This is a genomic window from Mesorhizobium sp. M0001, assembly GCF_040324255.1.
In the GTDB taxonomy this organism is placed as follows: Bacteria; Pseudomonadota; Alphaproteobacteria; order Rhizobiales; family Rhizobiaceae; genus Mesorhizobium.
This window is the reverse complement of the sequence record NZ_JAMYVS010000004.1, coordinates 484085-503793: the sequence shown is the minus strand read 5'-3', so window position 1 is coordinate 503793 and position 19709 is coordinate 484085. Positions and strand designations below refer to the sequence as shown.

The window sequence follows — 19709 nt, the reverse complement described above, 5'->3', positions numbered from 1 at the left end:
CCGTAGCCTGCTGCTACCACGTCTACGGTCTGCTATTGGTCAAACAAAAACCCCGGCGTCTGAACTGACGCCGGGGTTTTTCCTTGTCGCTGAGGCTTATCGTTCAGACCGAATAGTACATGTCGTATTCGACCGGATGCGGGGTCATTTCGAAGCGCATCACTTCGGCCATCTTGAGCTCGATGTAAGAGTCGATCTGGTCGTCGTCGAAGACGCCGCCGGCTTTCAGGAAGCCGCGGTCCTTGTCCAAGCTTTGCAGCGCTTCGCGCAGCGAACCGCAGACGGTCGGGATTTTCTTCAGTTCCTTCGGCGGCAGGTCGTAGAGATCCTTGTCCATCGGCTGTCCCGGGTGGATCTTGTTCTTGATGCCGTCGAGGCCGGCCATGAGCATGGCGGCGAAAGCGAGGTAGGGGTTCGCGCCTGGATCGGGGAAGCGGACCTCGACGCGCTTGGCTTTCGGGGACGAGCCGAACGGAATGCGGCACGAGGCCGAACGGTTGCGCGCGGAGTAGGCGAGCAGCACCGGGGCTTCATAGCCAGGTACAAGGCGCTTGTAGGAGTTGGTCAGCGGGTTGGTGAAGGCGTTGATCGCCTTGGCGTGCTTGATGATGCCGCCGATGTAGAACAGGCACGACTCCGACAGGCCGGCATATTCATTGCCGGCGAAGGTCGGCTTGCCGTTCTTCCAGATCGACTGGTGGACATGCATGCCCGAGCCGTTGTCGCCGAAAATCGGCTTCGGCATGAAGGTGGCCGTCTTGCCATAGGCGTTGGCGACCTGGTGCACGACATATTTGTAGATCAGCATCTTGTCGGCGTTGCGGACCAGCGTGTCGAACTTGATGCCGAGCTCGTGCTGGGCAGCGGCAACCTCGTGATGGTGCTTTTCGACGCGCACGCCCATTTCGGCGAGCACGGTCAGCATTTCGGAGCGCATGTCCTGCGCGCTGTCGATCGGCGGCACAGGGAAGTAGCCGCCCTTGACGCGCGGGCGGTGGCCGAGATTGCCGGTCTCGTAGTCGGTGTCGTCGTTGGACGGCAGTTCGGTCGAGTCCAGCTTGAACCCGGTGTTGTAGGGATCGGCCTTGTACTTGACGTCGTCGAAGACGAAGAACTCGGCTTCGGGGCCGACATAGATGGTGTCGCCGATGCCTTCGGCCTTCATGTAGGCCTCGGCCTTCTTGGCGGTGCCGCGCGGATCGCGGTTGTAGGATTCGCCGGAGACCGGATCGAGAATGTCGCACAGGATGACCATGGTCGACTGGGCGAAGAACGGATCCATGTGGACGGTGTCCGCATCGGGCATCAGCACCATGTCGGACTCGTTGATCGCCTTCCAGCCGGCGATCGAGGAGCCGTCGAACATGACGCCGTCGGCGAACATGTCTTCCTCGACCTCGATGACATCCATCGTCACGTGCTGCAGCTTGCCCTTCGGATCGGTGAAGCGCAGGTCGACGAATTTCACGTCGTTGTCCTTGATCTGCTTCATGATGTCTTTGGCTGTCGTCATGTCGTTTCTTCCCTGTGTGATGACGTTTCGAGGAGACGTTAATCTGAAATCAGAAAGCTCAGACGGCGTCCATCCCCGTTTCGCCGGTACGGATGCGAACGACCTCCTCGATGTTGGAGACGAAGATCTTGCCGTCGCCGATGCGGCCGGTCTGCGCCGCCTTGCGGATGGCTTCGATGGCGCCTTCAACGGCGTCGTCGCCCAGCACGACTTCGATCTTCACCTTGGGCAGGAAGTCGACGACATATTCGGCGCCGCGATAGAGTTCGGTATGGCCTTTCTGGCGGCCAAAGCCCTTGGCCTCGGTCACGGTAATGCCTTGCAGACCGGCCTCCTGAAGCGCTTCCTTCACTTCGTCTAGCTTGAACGGCTTGATGATCGCTTCGATCTTTTTCATGTAAAAAGTGGCCTCCACTGCCAAAAAAACGGGTTGTGCGCCCCGCTTGCGCCTCCATCAAGCACGAACTGTGCCAATTTCAGCCCACGCGAAGCGGTTTCGCGCAATTCCAATGCCGCGCCGCGCCGGGATGCACATTCGCGTCATCCTCTGCTTCGGCTGCGGCAAAGCTGCCCGAAGCCTACACATTGCCGCTTCGGGCGTCTGCACGATAATTAGGCAGATTGCGCATTTTGCAGGCCCGCGCGGATCCGTGGCACCAGTCTGCGAAAGGATTTGGCCGCACGCCAACGCAGCACCTGGCCGTTTGCTTCGAATCCGAAACTGGACAATGCTCGATAGGGACAAAGGGGTCGGCCTTGAACGAAATGCGGATCGGCAATCCATGAGCAATGAAGTCCTGTCGCCGGCCGAGATGGGCGAGGCCGACCGGCTGGCGATCGCGGCCGGTCCGCTCGACGGCTATGGCCTGATGCAGCGCGCCGGCGAAGCGGTCGCTGCTGTGGTCCTGGCACGCTATCCCGCAGCAAGCCGCGTGCACGTGCTGTGCGGCCCCGGCAATAATGGTGGCGACGGCTATGTTGTAGCGCGGTTGCTGGCCGAGGCTGGTGTGAATGTGGCGCTCTGGGCCGAAGGCAAGCAGAAGCCCGGGAGTGATGCGGCGCGAGCTTCCGAGGCCTGCAATCTGCCGGTCGAGCACATCGGACACTGCTACCCGGAACCGGGTGAAGTCGTCGTGGACGCGCTCTATGGTGCGGGATTGTCGAAGAAGATATCCCTGCATGCCTCTGCCGTCTCAGGATTGGCCGCGGCGGAGCGCGTGCCTGTGGTGTCAATCGATCTGCCTTCTGGTGTGTCGGGCGAGACCGGCTTGAGCAACGCTTATTTCAAGGCCGACGTGACGGTGACGTTCGTGCGGAAAAAGCCCGGCCATCTGCTGATGCCGGGGCGCAGCCTCTGCGGCGAGATCATCATCGCCGATATCGGCATTCCGGATGCGATCGTCGATGAGTTCAAGATCAAGACGTTCGAGAACACGCCTGATTTCTGGCTATACAGTTTTCCGAAAACGGCGGTCGATACACATAAGTATAAGCGCGGCCACGTCAGCGTCTTTTCCGGCGGGCCGAGCGCGACAGGTGCGGCGCGGCTGTCGGCGATGGCTGCAGCCAGAGCCGGGGCAGGGGCGGTGACCGTGCTCTCGCCTGAAAATGCCATGCAGGTAAACGCCGCGCATCTGACATCGATCATGCTGCGCGAGGCCGGTTCGATGGAGGAAGTGCAGGAATTTTTGTCGGCGAGGCACCCCGAAGTACTTGTGTTCGGACCAGGGCTCGGGCCGAAACCCAAAGTGGGGGATTTCGCGTTGCAATTGATCGCGACGGTCGCTGACCTAAACCGCACGTCGACGAGTTCATTCGGAATTCAGCGCCCTGCCATTGTCTTGGATGCTGACGCCATCACGTCATTGGCGCATCAGCCTCAGGCCCTGTTCGACGCCGCGCTGCTCCCGTGGGCGCCGGTATTGGTGCTGACGCCGCATGAAGGCGAATTCGCCAGACTTTTTCCCGACATCGCGAAGGACAAGAAGCAGTCGAAACTCGCCAAGGCGCGCGCAGCCGCTGAACGAGCCAACGCCATCATGGTCTACAAGGGCGCCGACACCGTCATCGCGGCGCCGGACGGCCGCGCGGTGATCAACGCCAATGGTGCACCATGGCTCGCCACCGCCGGTTCCGGCGACGTGCTGGCGGGCATTGTCGCTGCGCTGCTGGCGCAGGGCATGCAGGCATTCGAGGCCGCCTGCGCAGCGGTCTGGATCCATGCCGAGGCCGGCAGCCGCTTCGGACCGGGTCTGATCGCCGAGGATCTGCCGCTGGCGCTGGTGCCGGTGCTGCGTGAACTTGTCGAGGCACGGCAGAAGGTGCCAATCGGATGAAGCGTTTCGCGCTCGCCATTGCAGCCATCATCGCGCTGTTCGCCTCGCATGGCGTGCGCGCTGAGCAGCCGGTGACCATCGTCGACGATCCGGCGGTGCTCGCCGCCCTCGATGCCAAGGGGTTTGGCTTCGCCGGCATTTTCGCCGTCGACGGCGCGGACGATCTGAAGACGCTCTACAGTGAGGTGCCGGCCTATCGTGCTGTTGTCGACATGGTGGCGGCCGATATTGCCACGCTGCGGGCCGAGATAAAGGCCGGCGGGCGCACGCTCTACGAGGTGACCGACGGCAATGTCGGCCGCATCATGGATATGCGCTGGCTGAAGACCGAGGCCGCGCGCTTCCGCCTGGTCGGCGTCGTCAACCGGCTGGACCGGCGTGACTTCACCGCGGTGCAAGGCGACAAGAGCTGTGGCGAGGTGCGCTTCATCTATCGCCTGGCCTACAGTTTCCGCAAGAACGGCAAGGTTTTGGCATCGCGGCTGCCATTCAATTTCAACGCCGTCTACAGCGTGGCGCCGGATGCCGATGGCGGCTGCGTCGGCGTTGCCGGGCGCTGGACACCGCAGATCGACGAAAACGTCGATGCCGGCTGGCTGGCCGGCGGTTCGCTGGCACCGGAGGAACTGACGTTCAAGCAGCTTGAACTCAATGCGCAGGTGGTGCGTTTTCCCTCGGGACAGGAGACCCAATTCGGCGGGCAGGCGGCCTATCTGATGCGGATCTTCGGTATCGATGGCGCTGCCATCAGCGAGAAGCCGCTGGAGAATACGCCTGACGTTGCGCGGCTCTCGGATGATGCCGCACTGAAGAAAGGGCTCGCCGACTACGTCAGCGCCAATGTCGCGGCCATCGATCTCGGCGTCTACGAAATCCCCGACGAATTCCTGGCCAAGAAAATCATCTCGTGGTCGACCTTCGGCAGCGCGAGACGGGCCAACCATCCGTTCACGCCGCTGTTCCAGCCAGCGGATTTCGCCGGCTTGGACTATGCGGCGCTAAAGCTGGTGCGGACACCGGAGGCGCTGGTCGAGCGGCTGGACAATGGCGCCTGCCAGGGCTGCCACCAGGCGGGCTCGACGGCCGGCTTTCACTTCATTGGCCTCGACGACAAAACGACGTCGCCTCTCAACCGGATCGAGGTCGGCATCTCGCCGCATCTCCATGCCGAGATTCCGCGACGTGAGGCCTGGCTGCGCGCGACGGAAGAAGGCAAGGAGCCGAACCGCTACCGGCCGCTGTCCTTCGCGCCGCCAGCGACATGGACCGATGCCGGCGATGTCGACTACGCCCCGGCCGAGATGGCGATGCCGTGCCTGATGCCGGATGATGCAAAACGCTTCGGCGCGACCTGGCAATGCGGTGGCGGCACCGTCTGCACGCCGCTCGCGACGGCTTCAGGCGTGCATACCGCGTTGGCGCAATGTCTGTTGCCCACGGACAGTCCAAAGATGTTTTCGGGCCATCCCTGCCTGACCGGGTCGATCGCCAGCAACCCGTCTCAGCCGTTCAACGACCGCTACAAGATCACCGGCCAGTTCGCGGCTTTTGCGCCGACCTTTTCGCGGACCGCCTACACCTGCCGGCCACCGAAAATCGGCGTACCGGCAGGCATCGCTTATCGCGCCTGCGACGACAAGGACCGCAGCTTCGCCGCATTCAAGACGGGCAAGCCGATGCCATCGGAAATTTGCGGCATGGTCGGCGGCAAGAAATTCGACACCTGCGTCGCCACCAACAATTTCGACCAGTGCCTCGGCGGCGCGGTCAACCGCGGCAACCGTCCAGCCTGCTCGGCTGATCATTTCTGCCGCGAGGACTATATGTGCCAGTCGCTGCCGCCGGACACGCCGGGTGCTGCCAAGGTGAAAGGCATCGGCTACTGCTCGCCGACCTATTTCATCTTCCAGATGCGCATCGACAATCACGCGACGCCCTGGGCGAGCGCGACCAGCGCCCCCAGGAATGCGGGGTTCGGGGCGGCGGAAGAGGAGTGAGCCTGCGAGTTGGGCGACCACCAGTTCAGCGCTGGAGATAGTCTTCCATCCGCGCAGTCCATTTGGTGTCGAATTCCGAAATGTGGCGCTGTGCTACGCTCGAGTTCAGCAGCGTCGAGAGCGCGGTCACGGCGATCGGGTCCAGGTCGGGCGGCTCCGTATATCCAAGCGCCGCCAGCCGTTGAGCCCATGATGGATGGGTGGACTTTGCGTCATCCGGGCTTGCCCACGCCTTGCGGGCGCAAACATCGAGGCAAATGGGTTCTCGCAGCTGGCCGGCAGCTTCCAGCATGCGCTCGAGCGGCGGTCGCGGCGGACGCAAAGCACCTCGCAATTCATGCTGCAAAGGGTCATAGACCGTCTCCGTGAAATGCACGTCTGCCGTGGCAAGAAGCAACAGCGCGCGTGCGGCGTGCTCGGCGTCGCCGGAGGATGCCGCGTGTCGATCTGCCTTGATCTCCGCTTCGCGCGAAAGCCGGATTTCTTCCCGCTCGAACGATTGCGACAGCCAGCCGATAGCGGCGTGGAGCAGGCTGCCTGTGATCGTGGTTCCGGGCGGGGCATACTCGAAGACAAATCCGAAACCGTTTTCGAACTCAGCGAGATTGAGGCTGCCATTGGTATCCTTGTTGCGCACATGCGCGTCCTCATGGGCAAGGATCGCGGCAAGCGCTCTTTCATCGGTCACTGCGAGGAGAGGGATGCCAATGGTTAGAAACAGCCGATTGCCGAGAAGGCCGAGAAGCGTGCGCTCTTCGCGCACGCTGGCGTTCAGGTTGCCCTCTAGTATGACAACCGTGCGCGCAGCACGGCGCGGTCCGGCGACGCTCCGCCACAGCGCCCACAGGCCGGGCGCTTCTGCTTCACTGACGCCTTTGATCTTGCTGCGTCGGAAGCCCGCAAACAATGTGCCGAACAGAAATGCCAAGGCCGTGGTGGCGATCGGCATGACGACGAAGCCGCTGGCGATAAACCAGATTGGATGGTTGTCGAGCAGGGACATCCAGACGCAGAAGATGATGAGAGCGGGAACAACGAAAAACAGGACCGTGAACCTGCCAAACCGCCGACCGGCGCTGATGATCAGTCGCGACATTGGATGTTACAACGGGATGTTGTCGTGCTTCTTCCAAGGGTTCTGCATGTCCTTGTTGCGCAGCATGCGCAGTGCCCGGGCAATGCGGCGGCGGGTCGAATGCGGCATGATCACCTCGTCGACATAGCCGCGTTCGGCGGCGACGAAGGGCGACAGGAAACGGTCCTCGTAAGCCTTTGTGTGAGCTGCGATCTTTTCGGCGTCGCCAATATCCTTGCGGTAGATGATCTCGACCGCGCCTCTCGCCCCCATCACCGCGATCTGCGCCGTCGGCCAGGCATAGTTCATATCGCCGCGCAGATGTTTTGAGGCCATCACGTCATAGGCGCCGCCATAGGCTTTGCGGGTGATGACCGTGATTTTCGGCACGGTCGCCTCGGCGTAGGCAAACAGGAGTTTCGCGCCATGCTTGATCAGGCCGCCATATTCCTGCGCGGTGCCGGGCAGGAAGCCGGGGACGTCGACGAAGGTGACGATGGGAATGGAAAAACAGTCGCAGAAGCGCACGAAGCGCGCCGCCTTGCGGCTTGCGTCGGAATCGAGCACGCCGGCCAGCACCATCGGCTGGTTGGCGACGAAGCCGACGGTGCGGCCTTCGACGCGGCCGAAACCGGTGACGATGTTCTTGGCAAAGTTCTGCTGGATCTCGAAGAAATCGCCTTCATCGGCAACTTTGAGGATCAGCTCCTTGATGTCGTAAGGCTTGTTGGCGTTGTCTGGGATCAGCCGGTCGAGCGACAGATCATGGTCGGTGACCGACTGGTAGCACTCGATCTCAGGAAGCTCCGACGTATTTGACGCGGGCAAAAGGTCTACCAGCCGGCGCATCTGCAACAGCGCCTCGACGTCATTGTCGTAGGCGCCATCGGCGATCGAGGATTTCGTCGTGTGGACGGACGCGCCGCCAAGGCTCTCGGCCGTCACCGTCTCGTTGGTGACCGTTTTGACCACATCCGGCCCGGTGACGAACATGTAAGAGGTGTCGCGCACCATGAAGATGAAGTCGGTCATCGCAGGCGAATAGACGTCGCCGCCGGCGCACGGGCCCATGATCACGGAAATCTGAGGAATGACGCCGGATGCGAGCACGTTGCGCTGAAAGATCTCGGCATAGCCGCCTAGCGCCGCCACGCCTTCCTGGATGCGGGCGCCGCCGGCGTCGTAGATGCCGATGATCGGCGCGCGATTACGCAGCGCCATCTCCTGCACCTTGATGACCTTTTCGGCGTGCGCCTCCGACAGCGAGCCGCCGAAGACGGTAAAGTCCTTGGCGAAGAGATAGACCGGACGGCCATTGACGGTGCCCCAGCCGGTGACGACACCATCGCCGGCGATCTTGGTTTTCTCCATGCCGAAGTCGGTCGAGCGATGCTCGACATACATGTCGAACTCCTCGAACGAGCCTTCGTCGAGAAAGACCTCGATACGTTCGCGCGCCGTCAGCTTGCCCTTCTTGTGCTGGGCGTCGATGCGGGCCTGGCCGCCACCCATGCGGGCGATCTCGCGGCGGCGCTCGAGTTCCTTCAGCACGTCCTTCATCGCTCGGTCTCCAGAAATGGCAGCTGCATTTGTGGTAATGATGCCTGCAGGCGTGTGCAAGCGCCGCTTTCGGCCTCGATTATTGCGCTGCAACATGTGGCCCCTTGCATTCCGGAGCGAACTCAGCCATATGCAGCCCATAGGCGCTTGGGCCGGAGATTCCGGCCTTCTCGACAAATGAGACTGGTTGCGTCTGTTTTCCCTCTTTCCGGTATATCGGCCTCTCTTTCCGATACATCACGAAGTGGCGAAAGAGCCCCGTGGCATGACGCCTGCGGGCACGACAGCGCAGCCGAGTGGACGTTACCGTCCGCCCGCCTTGTCGTTTCATATCAAATTTTTCGACGGCAGGTTGCGCCCTGCCGCCATCGATGTTTGCGGCCAAGACCGCGTGAAAGAAGACTATTTTGACCAACGAAAACACCTCAGCCGGTAACGCAATCTCGACCGGCACCACTGCGGACCTTACCGGTTTCGCAGCTCTTGGGATCACCGGCGCGCTGCTCAAGGCGACGCATGGCGCCGGCTTCACCGAGCCGAAGCCGATCCAGACGCAGGCGATCCCGCCGCAGATGGAAGGCCGTGATATCTTCGGCATCGCCCAGACCGGCTCCGGCAAGACCGCGGCCTTCGCGCTGCCGATCCTGTCGAAGATCATCGCGCTCGGCACCAAGCGCCGGGCCAAGACCACCCGTGCGCTGATCCTGGCGCCGACGCGCGAACTCGCCGTCCAGATCGAGGACACCATCAAGATCCTCGCCAAGGGCGCGCATGTCTCAACCGCTCTCGTGCTTGGCGGCGTCTCGCGCTTCAGCCAGGTGAAGAAGGTTGCGCCCGGCGTCGACATCCTGATCGCCACGCCCGGCCGCCTGACCGACCTGGTGCGCGAGGGCGACCTCATCCTTTCCGACACCAAATGGCTGGTGCTCGACGAGGGCGACCGCATGCTCGACATGGGCTTCATCAACGACGTCAAGCGGATCGCCAAGGCGACCGCGCCCGACCGTCAGACGGTGCTGTTCTCGGCCACCATGCCCAATGAAATCGCCGAACTGGCGAAGGGCCTGTTGAAGAACCCGATCCGCGTCGAAGTCGCGCCGCAGAGCACCGCTGCTGCCGAAATCGTGCAGGGCGTTGTCTTTGCCCGCACCAAGCAGAAGCGCCAGGTGCTGTCGACGATGCTCGCCGACGAAGCGATGAAGTCCGTCATCATCTTTTCGCGCACCAAACATGGCGCCGACCGGGTGACCAAGGACCTCGAACGCGACGGCTTCAAGGCCGCCGTCATCCACGGCAACAAGTCGCAGAACGCCCGCCAGAAGGCGCTCAACGATTTCCGCGAGGGCTCGGTGCGCATTCTTGTGGCGACCGACATCGCGGCGCGCGGCATTGACGTTCCCGGCATCAGCCATGTGGTGAATTTCGACCTGCCGGATGAGGCCGAAAGCTATGTCCACCGCATCGGCCGTACCGGCCGTAACGGCATGGACGGCATCGCCATCACGCTTTGCGATCCTTCCGAAAACAGCAAGCTGCGTCAGGTCGAGCGCATCATCCGCAGCAAGCTGCCGATCGTTGCCGACCATCTCGGCAGCCCGGATCCGGTGCGCAATCCGGCCGAAAAGAACGAGCGCTTCGAGCCCGCCAATGATCGCAACGACCGCAATGGCCGTCGCGACGGCAGGCGGCCCGGTGGCCAGAACAACGGCTTCGCCAAGAAGCGTTTTGGTGACAAGCCGGCCTTTGCGGGTGCAAGCGAGCGCAAGCCGGAAGGCGCCAAGGCCTTCAAGGGCAACAACAAGCGCCGCTTCGGCGGCAAGCGGCCCGCGGCGCGGGCTGCCTGATCAGACGAACCGGTCAGGCTCGTCGAGCCTGGCTTGATTGCTGACGATTGAATATGAGGACGGCCGGGGCAATGCTTCGGCCGTCCTTTTTCGTTTAGGGCTGCCCGGTAGTTGCCTGAACCCACACGACGATCCGCTGCGCCAGGAATGCCGTGGTCGAGGGCGACAGCGCGTCGCCGGCAATGACGTGGTTGTCGGGATCGCCATTGTCGTCGACGGGCACCAGTTCATGCGGTGCGCCCCAGCGGCCGGCGATTTCGCGGGTGCGATCCTGGCGCACCACCTTGTCGGAATCCGAGAAGATGAACAGCGCCGGTATGGTTGCCTTCTCCACAGGCGCTGCGTAGGCAAGGTTGGTCAGCGCCGCCATCGGTAGCACGGCCGCCATTGGATAGGTGTGCGTCCAGAGTTTCTCGTGCAGCGCGTTGCGGGTCGTAAAGCTGCGCTCCTTGCCGCCGACGAACTCGGCGATCTGCCTGCCCCAGGGCATGGTCAGCAGCTCGGCGCCTGCAGCCCTGACGCCGAAATTCGGCGAGATGAATGCGATTGCAGCGACGCCGTCCGATGCGCCAGGCTCAGTCGCCGCCCATGCCGCCAGCGATCCACCGGTCGAGGTGCCGATGACGATCACCTTGTCGCCGATGGCCCGGCCGATGGCGAGCGCCTCCTCATAGTCGTTGATCCAGGCATTGACGCTGCCTTGCGCCATAGCAGCGCCGTCCTGACCATGACCGGTGAGGCGGGTGTAGAAAAGGTTGGCGTCGAGTTGGTCGGCGACCTCGTCGGCCAGCGGGCGAACCTCGCCCTTCGATGCCGAAAAGCCATGGATATAGACGATCGCCAATGCCGTCCTGGCGTGAACCATCGGATCGGCCCAGATGATTTCTTTCTCGAGCGCGTCGCGGACGTTGGGAACGGTAGCCTCTTCACGCGCGATATACGCTTGCGGATCGTCGCCGATCACCTTGGGGTCGAAGCTGATTGTTGTGTCGACGGGAACGCGCGGACCAAGCAGGAGGGCCAGGACAAGGATGATGACGACGCCCAGCACCGCAAGCACGATCCGTCGCCCCATCTCAGACACCACAACAATTCTAAAGCCTATGGCGGCCGGTGCAGTCAGGCAACAGCCGGGCTGTGGACAGCTATTCGTTCGGCGGCTTGCGGTCGAAATTCAGCGGCCGCCCTGTCCAGCGGGTCGCCGTGCTGATGAACCACCGGCAGACTGGCCTTGGCAGCAGTGCCAGCAGCTTCAGCCCCCAGCTCAGCCGGTGAGGGAAGGTAACCTCGAAGCCGCCATGCTCGATGCCGCGCAGCATGCGGCGCGAGGCGCGGTTGACCGGCATCAGTCCCGGCATTGGCAGCATGTTTTTTTCGGTCAGCGGGGTGTCGATGAAGCCCGGATTCATCACCTGGATCCGGACATTCATCTTGTCGAAATCGTATTTCAGCGACTCGGCCAGGATGTTGATCGCCGCCTTCGAGCCGCCATAGGCCGCCGTGGTCGGCCAGCCGAAATAGGCTGTGACCGATCCGACAAGCACGATATGGCCGCGCGCACGGATGCGCATGCGCTCCATGAGCGGGACGAGGCCATTGATGATACCGAAATAGTTGACCTCGAAGGTCTGGCGAAAGTCGCGGACCCTGAGGTCTTCGCCGGGCGTGGCGATGTAGTTGCCGGCGTTGAAGACGGCGAGCACGATCGGCCCGAGCTCCTTTTCAATCGCCGCCACCGTGCTTGCCATGCGCGGCTCATCGGTGACGTCGCAAGGGTAGGCCACGACACGTCCCGGCATCTGCGCCGTCTCGACGATGAGCGCGTCGAGTGGGTCGCCGTCGAGTGCGGTGACCGCGACGACAAAGCCCTTTGCCGCGAGGTCCTTTGCCAGCGCACGGCCGATGCCGCTGCTGCCGCCGGTTATCCAGGCGACGCCGTGCTTCGGGTTGGCCCGGTAAAGTGTCATTCTGCGCCCTGCCGATCTGTCATTAGTGCTCTAGCGGTGAAAAAATCGAATGAAAAGAGCGCTTTTCCGTACTGGTTGAAATGATCGTCATCGCGCGATGTCCGGCCGCGGGAGATTGCAGTGCCCGAAATGCGCCCAGCGTCGGATGATGGCAGATCGAACAGACCTGCCATCATCCGACTCTGAATCAAGGGAATAGAGTTGATGTCGGCCGAAAACCGCTCACACTTTTCGGCATCATGCTCTGGACCAGGCGAATTCTTACCTTGAAACGCAAGCTTCGGGTTTCTAGGGTCTCGCCGCAGCTACATAAGGAATCCCGGATGCCCCGTTCTGTGATCGAAGCGATCGGCAACACGCCCCTGATCCGCCTCAACAAGGCCTCGGAGCAGACCGGCTGCGAGATCCTGGGCAAGGCCGAGTTCATGAACCCCGGCCAGTCGGTCAAGGATCGCGCCGGCCTGTTCATAATCCGCGACGCCGAACAGCGCGGGCTGTTGAAGCCGGGCGGGGTCATCGTCGAAGGCACGGCCGGCAATACCGGCATCGGCCTGACGCTGGTTGCCAAGGCGCTGGGCTATCGCACAGTGATCGTCATTCCCGACACCCAGAGCCAGGAAAAGAAGGACACGATCAAGCTGCTTGGCGCCGAGCTGATCGAAGTGCCGGCGGTGCCTTACAAGAACCCCAACAACTACGTGAAACTGTCCGGGCGGCTAGCCGAGCAGATGGCGAGGTCGGAGCCGAACGGCGCGATCTGGGCCAACCAGTTCGACAACGTTGCCAATCGCGACGGCCATATCCGCACCACGGCGGAAGAAATCTGGACGCAGACCGGCGGCAAGGTCGACGGTTTCGTCTCGGCGGTGGGTTCGGGCGGAACGCTGGCCGGCGTCGCCTTCGGGCTGAAGGCCAGGAGCAGCAACGTCAAGATCGCGCTCGCCGATCCGCTGGGTGCGGCGCTCTATTCCTTCTACACGAGTGGCGAATTGAAGTCCGACGGCAGCTCGATCACCGAAGGGATAGGGCAGGGGCGCATCACGGCAAATCTCGATGGGTTCACGCCGGACTTCTCGTTCCAGGTGCCGGACGAGGAAGCGCTGCCGATCGTCTTCGACCTGATCCAGGAAGAAGGCCTGTGCGTCGGCGGTTCGACCGGCATCAACATTGCCGGCGCGATACGGCTGGCGCGCGAGCTTGGCCCCGGCCACACCATCGTGACTATCCTTGCCGACTATGGCACGCGCTACCAGTCGAAGCTGTTCAACCCGGAATTCCTGCGCGAGAAGAACCTGCCGGTGCCGGGCTGGATGGATGAGCGCAGCACAATTCCGGTGCCGTATGAGAAGGTCGCCTGATGGCGCACAGAACAGAAGCGCTGTTTCGCGACGACGCCTATCTCAGAGCGGCCGACGCCACTGTTGTCGCCATCAACGAGCGCGGCGGCATCATTCTCGACCGGACCATCTTCTATGCCACATCGGGCGGCCAGCCTGGCGATACCGGAACATTAGAGCGCGCCGACGGCAGCCGCATCGCCATTGCCGCCACCATCACCGGCGAGACCAAGGACGAGATCATCCATGTGCCGGCGCCGGAGCAGCCGGCACCCGAGGTCGGCGAGCGGGTGAAACTCGCCATCGACTGGGAGCGGCGGCATCTCCTGATGCGCATGCACGCAGCTTGCCATTTGCTCACCGTCGTCTGTCCGTTTCCGATTACCGGTGCTGCGGTTTCCGAAGATGACAGCCGCGTCGACTTCGACGCTCCCGATGCCGGCTTCACCAGGGAAGACGTCACCGCCGGGCTGATGGAACTGGTGCGAGCCGATCATCCGATCTTCATCAGGCTGATCACCGACGAGGAACTGGCAGCCAATCCTGGCCTGGTGAAATCCAAGACTGTCCGGCCGCCCGCCGGCACCGGCAAGATCCGCCTGGTCTGCATCGGCGACAACGCTTCGATCGACAGCCAGCCCTGCGGCGGCACCCATGTCAAAAGCACCGGCGAAGTCGGTGAAATCCATATCGGCAAGATCGAGAAGAAGGGCCGCGAAAACCGGCGTTTTCGCATTCGCTTCGGACCAATGCCGGTAGCTTGAACGAACCATGATCCCGAAAAGTGGAAGCTGGTTTTCGGGGAAGATCATGGTCAACAGGAAGCAATGCTTCGCCAAGGCGGAGCAGGAGAAGAACAATGGCCGATGACAGCCCTTTCACCGTCGATGCGGACTGGTTGCAGAGCCGTCTTGGCGAGCCCGGCCTGACGATCGTCGATGCATCCTGGTATCTGCCGGCGCAGAAGCGCGATGCGCGCGCCGAGTATGAGGCTGCGCATATTCCGGGTGCGCGATTCTTCGATCATGATGCGGCCTCCGATCCTGATGCCAAGCTGCCGCACACGCTGCCCTCGCCACAGCATTTCGCGCAATATGTAGGCGCCATGGGAATTTCGGCCGACGACACCATTGTCGTCTATGACGGTCCGGGTTTCTTCTCGGCGCCGCGCGCCTGGTGGATGTTCCGCGTCATGGGCGTGTTCCAGGTCTATGTGCTCGACGGCGGCTTCGACCGCTGGAAGGCGGCGGGCCGGCCGGTGACGGCGGAGCCGACCAAGATCGCGCCGAATGTGTTTCATGCCGATTTCGATGCCGCTCGCGTCGCCAGCCTTGCCGACATGCGCCGCATCGTCGAGACTGGCGAGAGCCAGATTGCGGACGCCCGAGGCGCGGGCCGCTTCACCGGCGCCGAGCCAGAGCCCCGCGCGGGTGTTCGCTCCGGCCACATGCCCGGCGCGCACAATTTGCCTTATTCGGCGCTGTCACAGGATGGCGCGCTGTTGTCGAAGGACCAGTTGCGCAAGGCCGTTGAGGATGCCGGTATCGATCTGTCGAAACCGGTCGTCACCTCTTGCGGTTCCGGCATCACGGCGGCTGTCGTCACTCTGGCGCTGGAGACGCTCGGCCACACCGACAACCGCCTTTATGACGGCTCATGGACGGAATGGGGCGGGCTGGCAGACACGCCCGTGGTGACGGGCAAGGAATGATGGCAATGGAAAATGGCGCGCTGGACGACATCGAGGTTACGGTCACGTTTCTGGAAATGCATGTGCCGCCGGCCTATTCGCCGCCCTTGCCCTACAACAGGCAGATCGCGCTGCTCAGGACCAAGGACATTCCGCTGCATTTCTACCGCTATCTGATGGATCGGGTCGGGCGCAAATGGCACTGGGTCAATGTGCTGAGGCTGGACGATGACGAGCTTGCCGCCGGGATCCACCGCGAGGACCGCGACATCCGGGTGCTTTATCTTGACGGCGCGCCAGCCGGGTTCTTCGACCTCAAGCCGCATCTGCCGGAAGAGGTCGAGCTCGCTTATTTCGGTATGATGGAACATGCGACCGGGCAAGGCATCGGCCGTTGGTTCCTCGGTGCGGCGATTGCCGCAGCATGGTCGTATGGGCCGAAACGGGTAACGGTGCAGACCTGCACGCTCGACCATCCGGCTGCCTTGCCGCTCTACCAGAAGCTCGGTTTTGCGCCGGTGGCGCAAAAGAAGGAGACCGTGCATCCGCTGTCGTTCGCCGAGCGCTCGGCCAGCGTCATGCGGCCGTGACTTTCTCCGACTGAAGGCCGAACCGACCGTTCATGGCGAGGAATTCCTGCTCGTGCCGACCCAGGACGAGAACTGGCGCAGGCGCCGGGTGACGCTGCGCCGCTTCGACGATTTCATCCGCTGAGCCGGCGCGGGACCTGCCCAATGCCGAAGCAGTCCGGCCTGAGACTGGCCGGGCTGCTGACAGTTGACAGGAATCGGGTGGGAAGCACCTCGGCGGGGGAATAATTTCCGGTCAACCACACCGGAGATTTAGCCATGACCGTCCAGTTCAAAGCCTTGCCGACAGAAGATGTGAGAGCGCTGCAGCGCGGCGGGCCGGACGCCTACGGGCAAACGCCGGAGCGGAAGGTTTCAGATGGCGACGGGGTGCCGTGCCGGCATTGCCTGAGAAACGTCGCCGAAGGCGATGGCTATCTGATCATGGCCTATCGGCCATTTCCGGCGTTGCAGCCTTACGCCGAGACAGGACCGATCTTCCTGCATGCGCAGGAATGCGAACGCGCAGCCGAGACGGAAGCGCTTCCAGAGATGCTTGAGAGCAGCGGCTATATCGTGCGCGGCTATGGTGCGGATGACCGCATCGTCTATGGCAGCGGCGGCGTCATTCCGACTGGCGGCATTGCGGCGCGGGCAGAGACGCTGTTTGAGCGCGCTGACATCGCCTATGTCCACGTCCGCTCGGCGCGCAACAATTGTTATCAGTGCCGCATCGAGCGTTTCTGACAAAAAGATGCCCGCCGGTGGTCTGGCGGGCAGTTGGGAACCGTGTGACGGCACGAGCCGTCAAGTTGGCATCCCTGTCTGCACATGTTTTTCGAATGGCTGATGTGAAGCACTTCACACAAGCGCCGCGATTGTCGCCGGCCTGGTGGCGCGCCGACTGCCGGTGAACTGTCGCACTCCCGTCGCATTCGTCCATTAAAAGACGAGTGTCGATGGGTTTGCCGACCGCGGATGAACCGGCGGCGATCTCGACAACGAGGAAGCGGGGCTTTGGCTCCGCTTTTTTGTTGTCCGCCAGCCTGTTCAATGCCGGCGCCAGGAATTTTGCGCAAAGAAAAAGCCCGCCGGAATTGACCGACGGGCCTTTGCCGTGTGTGTGTGCGGCGTTTAGTTGAATTTATACTTCGCGCCGACGCGAACGGTCTGGAAGGAAGGCTCGTCGGTGAGGAAGCCGTCCGACCCGAAATCCTCTTTCTCATACTGCGAATAGCGGTATTCGAGACCAAGCGTCATGTTGCTGGAAACGGCCGTTTCCAGGCCGCCACCGACCGAGAAGCCGCTCGAGCCCCAGTCGACGATGTCGCCAACGGGCGAGGAGGCATGCAGGTCGAAATGCTGCCAGCTGTAACCGCCGAGGACATAGGCCAGCGTCGATTCGTTGACCTTGGCGCCGATGCGGGCCAGGGCATCGAAGCCATAGTCGGTATCGCCCTTGATCGACCCACCCGGAATGTCCAGCTTCGAGCGTATGCCGGAATAGCGGGCGTCGACCAGAACGCCGGCGACCCAGCCGCCGAAATCATGGTCGTAACCGATGCTCGCCTCGCCGAACACGCCTTCGCCGCCGATGCCATCCAATTCGAGGGCGCTGGCGAGCGTCAGGTCATGCACCACGGTGCCGGCACCAAGCGCGCCGCCGACATAGAAGCCGGTCCAGTTGTAGGTCGGAGCAGCAAACGAGGCCCCGCCGCCATTCTGGGCGCCGAAGCGGTAGTTGGCCGCGATGTGGAAGGTGTGGCTGGATGGCTCGACATCCAGAGAGGTTCCCGGGCCGCCAATAATGCCGAGGTCAGCCACCGAGTCGTCGCCATAGTTGGCGTAGCGGTACTCGGTCTTAATCGTCCAGTTGCCGCGCAGCACGGTTTCCATGCCAACGCCGACGACATAGCCGCCACGGTTCTCCGTGAAATCGAGACCGTCGGCAAAGCCCGAACCCTCGAGCTTGAAATGGTTCCAGGTGTAGCCGCCGAGCACATAGCCGAGCGTATCGGGGTTCAAGAGATAGCCGGCGCGCAAGCCGACGTCGAAGCCATAAGCGTTCGTCAGGTCGATATCAGCGCCCGGAAGGCTGATCGACGGACCGATATTCCCGATGTTGGCGTCGATGAAGCCACCGAGCAGGAAGCGCTCGGAGACCATATAGTCGTAGCCGGCGGTGATTTCGCCAAACACGCCGTTGCCGCCGATCCCGTTGAAGTCGATCACCGGGTCGACGCTGATGCGATGCACGGTGGCGCCGAAGCCGCCGCCGATGCCGACATAGGCGCCGCTCCAGTTGAAACCGGCAGGTTCTTCCACCGGCTGCACAACATCGGCGGCATGCGCTACCGATATCAAAGCCATTGCCGAAACGGCCCCGAGAAGAACGGATTTAGCAGAGATGAACATTTTAGCCCCTTAGCATAAGAACAAACCCGTCCGTGTTCTAACAGGACGCTCGCCAATATTGGAATGACAAAAATGCCACATCGGCAGGCAAAAGCACCGCCAAGCCGGGCCGTTTCGCCGTGATGTTGCCTTAGAGCCCGCAATTTGTGAGCACGCGGCCAATAAAAAACCCGCCGGCGCAACCGGCGGGTGAGGGAGGCAGAACTGCTTGAGTCGATTAAGGCGTCTGTCAGGCAGCCAGAACCACTTTCGGTTCGACCAGCTCATAGCCGAGTGCTTCGGCGACGGCGCGATTGGTGATCTTGCCCCTGTGGACATTGAGGCCGTTGCGCAAATGGTGGTCGTCGACCAGCGCTTTCAGGCCCTTGTCGGCCAGCTGCAGGCCATAATGCAGCGTCGCGTTGTTGAGCGCGTGCGCCGAGGTCACCGGCACGGCGCCCGGCATGTTGGCGACGCAGTAATGGATCACGCCGTCGACCTCATAGGTCGGCTCGGCATGGGTGGTGGCGTGCGAAGTCTCGAAGCAGCCGCCCTGGTCGATAGCGACGTCGACCAGCACCGAGCCCTTCTTCATGCCCGACAGCATTTCGCGAGTGACCAGCTTGGGTGCAGCAGCACCCGGGATGAGCACGGCGCCGACGACGATGTCGGCCGAGAAGCATTCTTCCTCAAGCGCCTCGACTGTGGAGTAGCGGGTGTGGACGCGGCCGGTAAAGAGGTCGTCCAGCTGGCGCAGGCGCGGGATCGAGCGGTCGATGATGGTGACGTCGGCGCCGAGGCCGACCGCCATGCGGGCGGCATGCAGGCCGACGACGCCGCCGCCGAGCACCGTGACCTTGCCGGGCAGTACGCCGGGCACGCCGCCGAGCAGCACGCCGCGGCCACCATTGGCCTTCTGCAGCGCGGTCGCGCCGGCCTGGATCGACAGGCGGCCGGCAACTTCCGACATCGGCGCCAAGAGCGGCAGGCCGCCGCGGTCGTCGGTTACGGTCTCATAGGCGATTGCGGTGACGCCGGACGCGAGCAGGCCCTTGGTCTGCTCCGGATCCGGGGCCAGGTGCAGATAGGTGTAGAGGATCTGGCCCTCGCGCAGCTGCGCCCATTCGTTGGGCTGCGGCTCCTTGACCTTGACGATCATGTCGGACTTGGCGAACACGTCGGCGGCGGTCCTGGCGATGGTGGCGCCGGCGGCGCGGTAGGCATTGTCATCGGCGCCGATGCCGGCGCCGGCGCCGCTTTCGACCAGCACTTCATGGCCATGCGCGACATATTCGCGGACGGAGCCCGGCGTCAGGCCGACTCGGTATTCGTGGTTCTTGATTTCCTTGGGGCAGCCGACGCGCATAGTCTTCTCCTGATCCGGCCCTTCGGGCTCGTTCCCTGTATCAACCGAGTGAACCACGAAT

16 protein-coding genes and 1 pseudogene are annotated in these 19709 nt (G+C 62.6%); 9 read left to right on the top strand and 8 right to left on the bottom strand.

Features of this window, described 5'->3' with window-relative positions:
- Positions 1 to 103: 103 nt before the first annotated feature.
- Together glnA and NKK50_RS15280 are read right to left on the bottom strand one after the other, a co-directional pair.
- The gene (gene glnA, locus NKK50_RS15285) at positions 104 to 1513 is read right to left on the bottom strand and encodes a type I glutamate--ammonia ligase (protein ID WP_023672775.1); all 1410 of its coding nucleotides are present in this window, start codon (positions 1511 to 1513) and stop codon (positions 104 to 106) included.
- 58 nt (positions 1514 to 1571) lie between these two features.
- Positions 1572 to 1910, bottom strand: a complete 339-nt coding sequence (locus tag NKK50_RS15280) for a P-II family nitrogen regulator (protein WP_006205430.1) — start codon at positions 1908 to 1910, stop codon at positions 1572 to 1574.
- A gap of 385 nt (positions 1911 to 2295) precedes the next feature.
- On the opposite strand from NKK50_RS15280, the gene NKK50_RS15275 reads away from it, so the two are divergent.
- Both NKK50_RS15275 and NKK50_RS15270 read left to right on the top strand, forming a co-directional pair.
- A complete protein-coding gene (locus tag NKK50_RS15275) occupies positions 2296 to 3849 on the top strand; it encodes a bifunctional ADP-dependent NAD(P)H-hydrate dehydratase/NAD(P)H-hydrate epimerase (RefSeq protein ID WP_023691258.1) in 1554 nt (517 codons plus the stop codon).
- Positions 3846 to 5846 (top strand): hypothetical protein, encoded by a 2001-nt coding sequence (locus NKK50_RS15270; RefSeq protein ID WP_352543609.1) that lies wholly within the window; start codon positions 3846 to 3848, stop codon positions 5844 to 5846. Before NKK50_RS15275 ends, NKK50_RS15270 begins: the two co-directional genes overlap by 4 nt.
- 25 nt (positions 5847 to 5871) lie before the next feature.
- On the opposite strand, the gene NKK50_RS15265 is transcribed toward NKK50_RS15270, so the two are convergent.
- Both NKK50_RS15265 and NKK50_RS15260 read right to left on the bottom strand, forming a co-directional pair.
- The gene (locus tag NKK50_RS15265; protein ID WP_352543608.1) at positions 5872 to 6849 is read right to left on the bottom strand and encodes a M48 family metallopeptidase; all 978 of its coding nucleotides are present in this window, start codon (positions 6847 to 6849) and stop codon (positions 5872 to 5874) included.
- A gap of 99 nt (positions 6850 to 6948) precedes the next feature.
- Complete coding sequence (locus tag NKK50_RS15260) at positions 6949 to 8481, bottom strand: acyl-CoA carboxylase subunit beta (RefSeq protein WP_023734050.1); 1533 nt, start codon at positions 8479 to 8481, stop codon at positions 6949 to 6951.
- A gap of 407 nt (positions 8482 to 8888) precedes the next feature.
- Here NKK50_RS15260 and NKK50_RS15255 point away from each other — a divergent pair, with 407 nt between their 5' ends.
- Entirely contained in the window at positions 8889 to 10325 is a 1437-nt protein-coding gene (locus tag NKK50_RS15255) for a DEAD/DEAH box helicase (protein WP_023672782.1), read from the top strand.
- A gap of 94 nt (positions 10326 to 10419) precedes the next feature.
- On the opposite strand, the gene NKK50_RS15250 is transcribed toward NKK50_RS15255, so the two are convergent.
- On the bottom strand, positions 10420 to 11400 hold the full coding sequence (locus NKK50_RS15250) for an alpha/beta hydrolase (protein ID WP_023835255.1): 981 nt from the start codon (positions 11398 to 11400) through the stop codon (positions 10420 to 10422).
- Positions 11401 to 11470: 70 nt separating this feature from the next.
- The gene (locus NKK50_RS15245) at positions 11471 to 12292 is read right to left on the bottom strand and encodes an SDR family oxidoreductase (protein ID WP_023672784.1); all 822 of its coding nucleotides are present in this window, start codon (positions 12290 to 12292) and stop codon (positions 11471 to 11473) included.
- A 323-nt stretch (positions 12293 to 12615) separates the two neighbouring features.
- Here NKK50_RS15245 and NKK50_RS15240 point away from each other — a divergent pair, with 323 nt between their 5' ends.
- The 6 genes and pseudogenes from NKK50_RS15240 to NKK50_RS15215 all read left to right on the top strand — a co-directional run bounded on the left by NKK50_RS15240 (position 12616) and on the right by NKK50_RS15215 (position 16635).
- On the top strand, positions 12616 to 13650 hold the full coding sequence (locus NKK50_RS15240; protein ID WP_023672785.1) for a cysteine synthase A: 1035 nt from the start codon (positions 12616 to 12618) through the stop codon (positions 13648 to 13650).
- Entirely contained in the window at positions 13650 to 14393 is a 744-nt protein-coding gene (locus NKK50_RS15235) for an alanyl-tRNA editing protein (RefSeq protein ID WP_023745027.1), read from the top strand. Before NKK50_RS15240 ends, NKK50_RS15235 begins: the two co-directional genes overlap by 1 nt.
- Before the next feature lie 95 nt (positions 14394 to 14488).
- The gene (sseA, locus tag NKK50_RS15230; RefSeq protein ID WP_023691267.1) at positions 14489 to 15340 is read left to right on the top strand and encodes a 3-mercaptopyruvate sulfurtransferase; all 852 of its coding nucleotides are present in this window, start codon (positions 14489 to 14491) and stop codon (positions 15338 to 15340) included.
- Between the two features lie 5 nt (positions 15341 to 15345).
- The gene (locus NKK50_RS15225; RefSeq protein ID WP_023682574.1) at positions 15346 to 15909 is read left to right on the top strand and encodes a GNAT family N-acetyltransferase; all 564 of its coding nucleotides are present in this window, start codon (positions 15346 to 15348) and stop codon (positions 15907 to 15909) included.
- A gap of 19 nt (positions 15910 to 15928) precedes the next feature.
- Positions 15929 to 16033: pseudogene (locus NKK50_RS15220) on the top strand (OmpA family protein); the annotation flags it as partial.
- A 134-nt stretch (positions 16034 to 16167) separates the two neighbouring features.
- Positions 16168 to 16635: a DUF1203 domain-containing protein gene (locus tag NKK50_RS15215; RefSeq protein WP_023745030.1), complete on the top strand. Its 468-nt coding sequence runs from the start codon at positions 16168 to 16170 to the stop codon at positions 16633 to 16635.
- 387 nt (positions 16636 to 17022) lie between these two features.
- On the opposite strand, the gene NKK50_RS15210 is transcribed toward NKK50_RS15215, so the two are convergent.
- Positions 17023 to 18258 carry an outer membrane protein gene (locus NKK50_RS15210; RefSeq protein ID WP_081725379.1) on the bottom strand — a complete coding sequence of 412 codons (1236 nt, stop codon included), beginning with the start codon at positions 18256 to 18258 and terminating at the stop codon, positions 17023 to 17025.
- A gap of 274 nt (positions 18259 to 18532) precedes the next feature.
- Positions 18533 to 19648 carry an alanine dehydrogenase gene (gene ald, locus NKK50_RS15205; protein WP_023821347.1) on the bottom strand — a complete coding sequence of 372 codons (1116 nt, stop codon included), beginning with the start codon at positions 19646 to 19648 and terminating at the stop codon, positions 18533 to 18535.
- Positions 19649 to 19709 lie beyond the last annotated feature (61 nt).

What these genes read in the sequence shown, in the direction of transcription:
- NKK50_RS15245 (WP_023672784.1), bottom strand. Translation starts at nt 12,292, where the DNA reads ATGACACTTTACCGGGCCAACCCGAAGCACGGCGTCGCCTGGATAACC.
- glnA (WP_023672775.1), bottom strand. Translation starts at nt 1,513, where the DNA reads ATGACGACAGCCAAAGACATCATGAAGCAGATCAAGGACAACGACGTG.
- NKK50_RS15210 (WP_081725379.1), bottom strand. Translation starts at nt 18,258, where the DNA reads ATGGCTTTGATATCGGTAGCGCATGCCGCCGATGTTGTGCAGCCGGTG.
- NKK50_RS15215 (WP_023745030.1), top strand. Translation starts at nt 16,168, where the DNA reads ATGACCGTCCAGTTCAAAGCCTTGCCGACAGAAGATGTGAGAGCGCTG.
- NKK50_RS15260 (WP_023734050.1), bottom strand. Translation starts at nt 8,481, where the DNA reads ATGAAGGACGTGCTGAAGGAACTCGAGCGCCGCCGCGAGATCGCCCGC.
- NKK50_RS15275 (WP_023691258.1), top strand. Translation starts at nt 2,296, where the DNA reads ATGAGCAATGAAGTCCTGTCGCCGGCCGAGATGGGCGAGGCCGACCGG.
- NKK50_RS15280 (WP_006205430.1), bottom strand. Translation starts at nt 1,910, where the DNA reads ATGAAAAAGATCGAAGCGATCATCAAGCCGTTCAAGCTAGACGAAGTG.
- sseA (WP_023691267.1), top strand. Translation starts at nt 14,489, where the DNA reads ATGGCCGATGACAGCCCTTTCACCGTCGATGCGGACTGGTTGCAGAGC.
- NKK50_RS15240 (WP_023672785.1), top strand. Translation starts at nt 12,616, where the DNA reads ATGCCCCGTTCTGTGATCGAAGCGATCGGCAACACGCCCCTGATCCGC.
- NKK50_RS15225 (WP_023682574.1), top strand. Translation starts at nt 15,346, where the DNA reads ATGGAAAATGGCGCGCTGGACGACATCGAGGTTACGGTCACGTTTCTG.
- NKK50_RS15265 (WP_352543608.1), bottom strand. Translation starts at nt 6,849, where the DNA reads ATGTCCCTGCTCGACAACCATCCAATCTGGTTTATCGCCAGCGGCTTC.
- NKK50_RS15270 (WP_352543609.1), top strand. Translation starts at nt 3,846, where the DNA reads ATGAAGCGTTTCGCGCTCGCCATTGCAGCCATCATCGCGCTGTTCGCC.
- NKK50_RS15250 (WP_023835255.1), bottom strand. Translation starts at nt 11,400, where the DNA reads ATGGGGCGACGGATCGTGCTTGCGGTGCTGGGCGTCGTCATCATCCTT.
- NKK50_RS15235 (WP_023745027.1), top strand. Translation starts at nt 13,650, where the DNA reads ATGGCGCACAGAACAGAAGCGCTGTTTCGCGACGACGCCTATCTCAGA.
- ald (WP_023821347.1), bottom strand. Translation starts at nt 19,648, where the DNA reads ATGCGCGTCGGCTGCCCCAAGGAAATCAAGAACCACGAATACCGAGTC.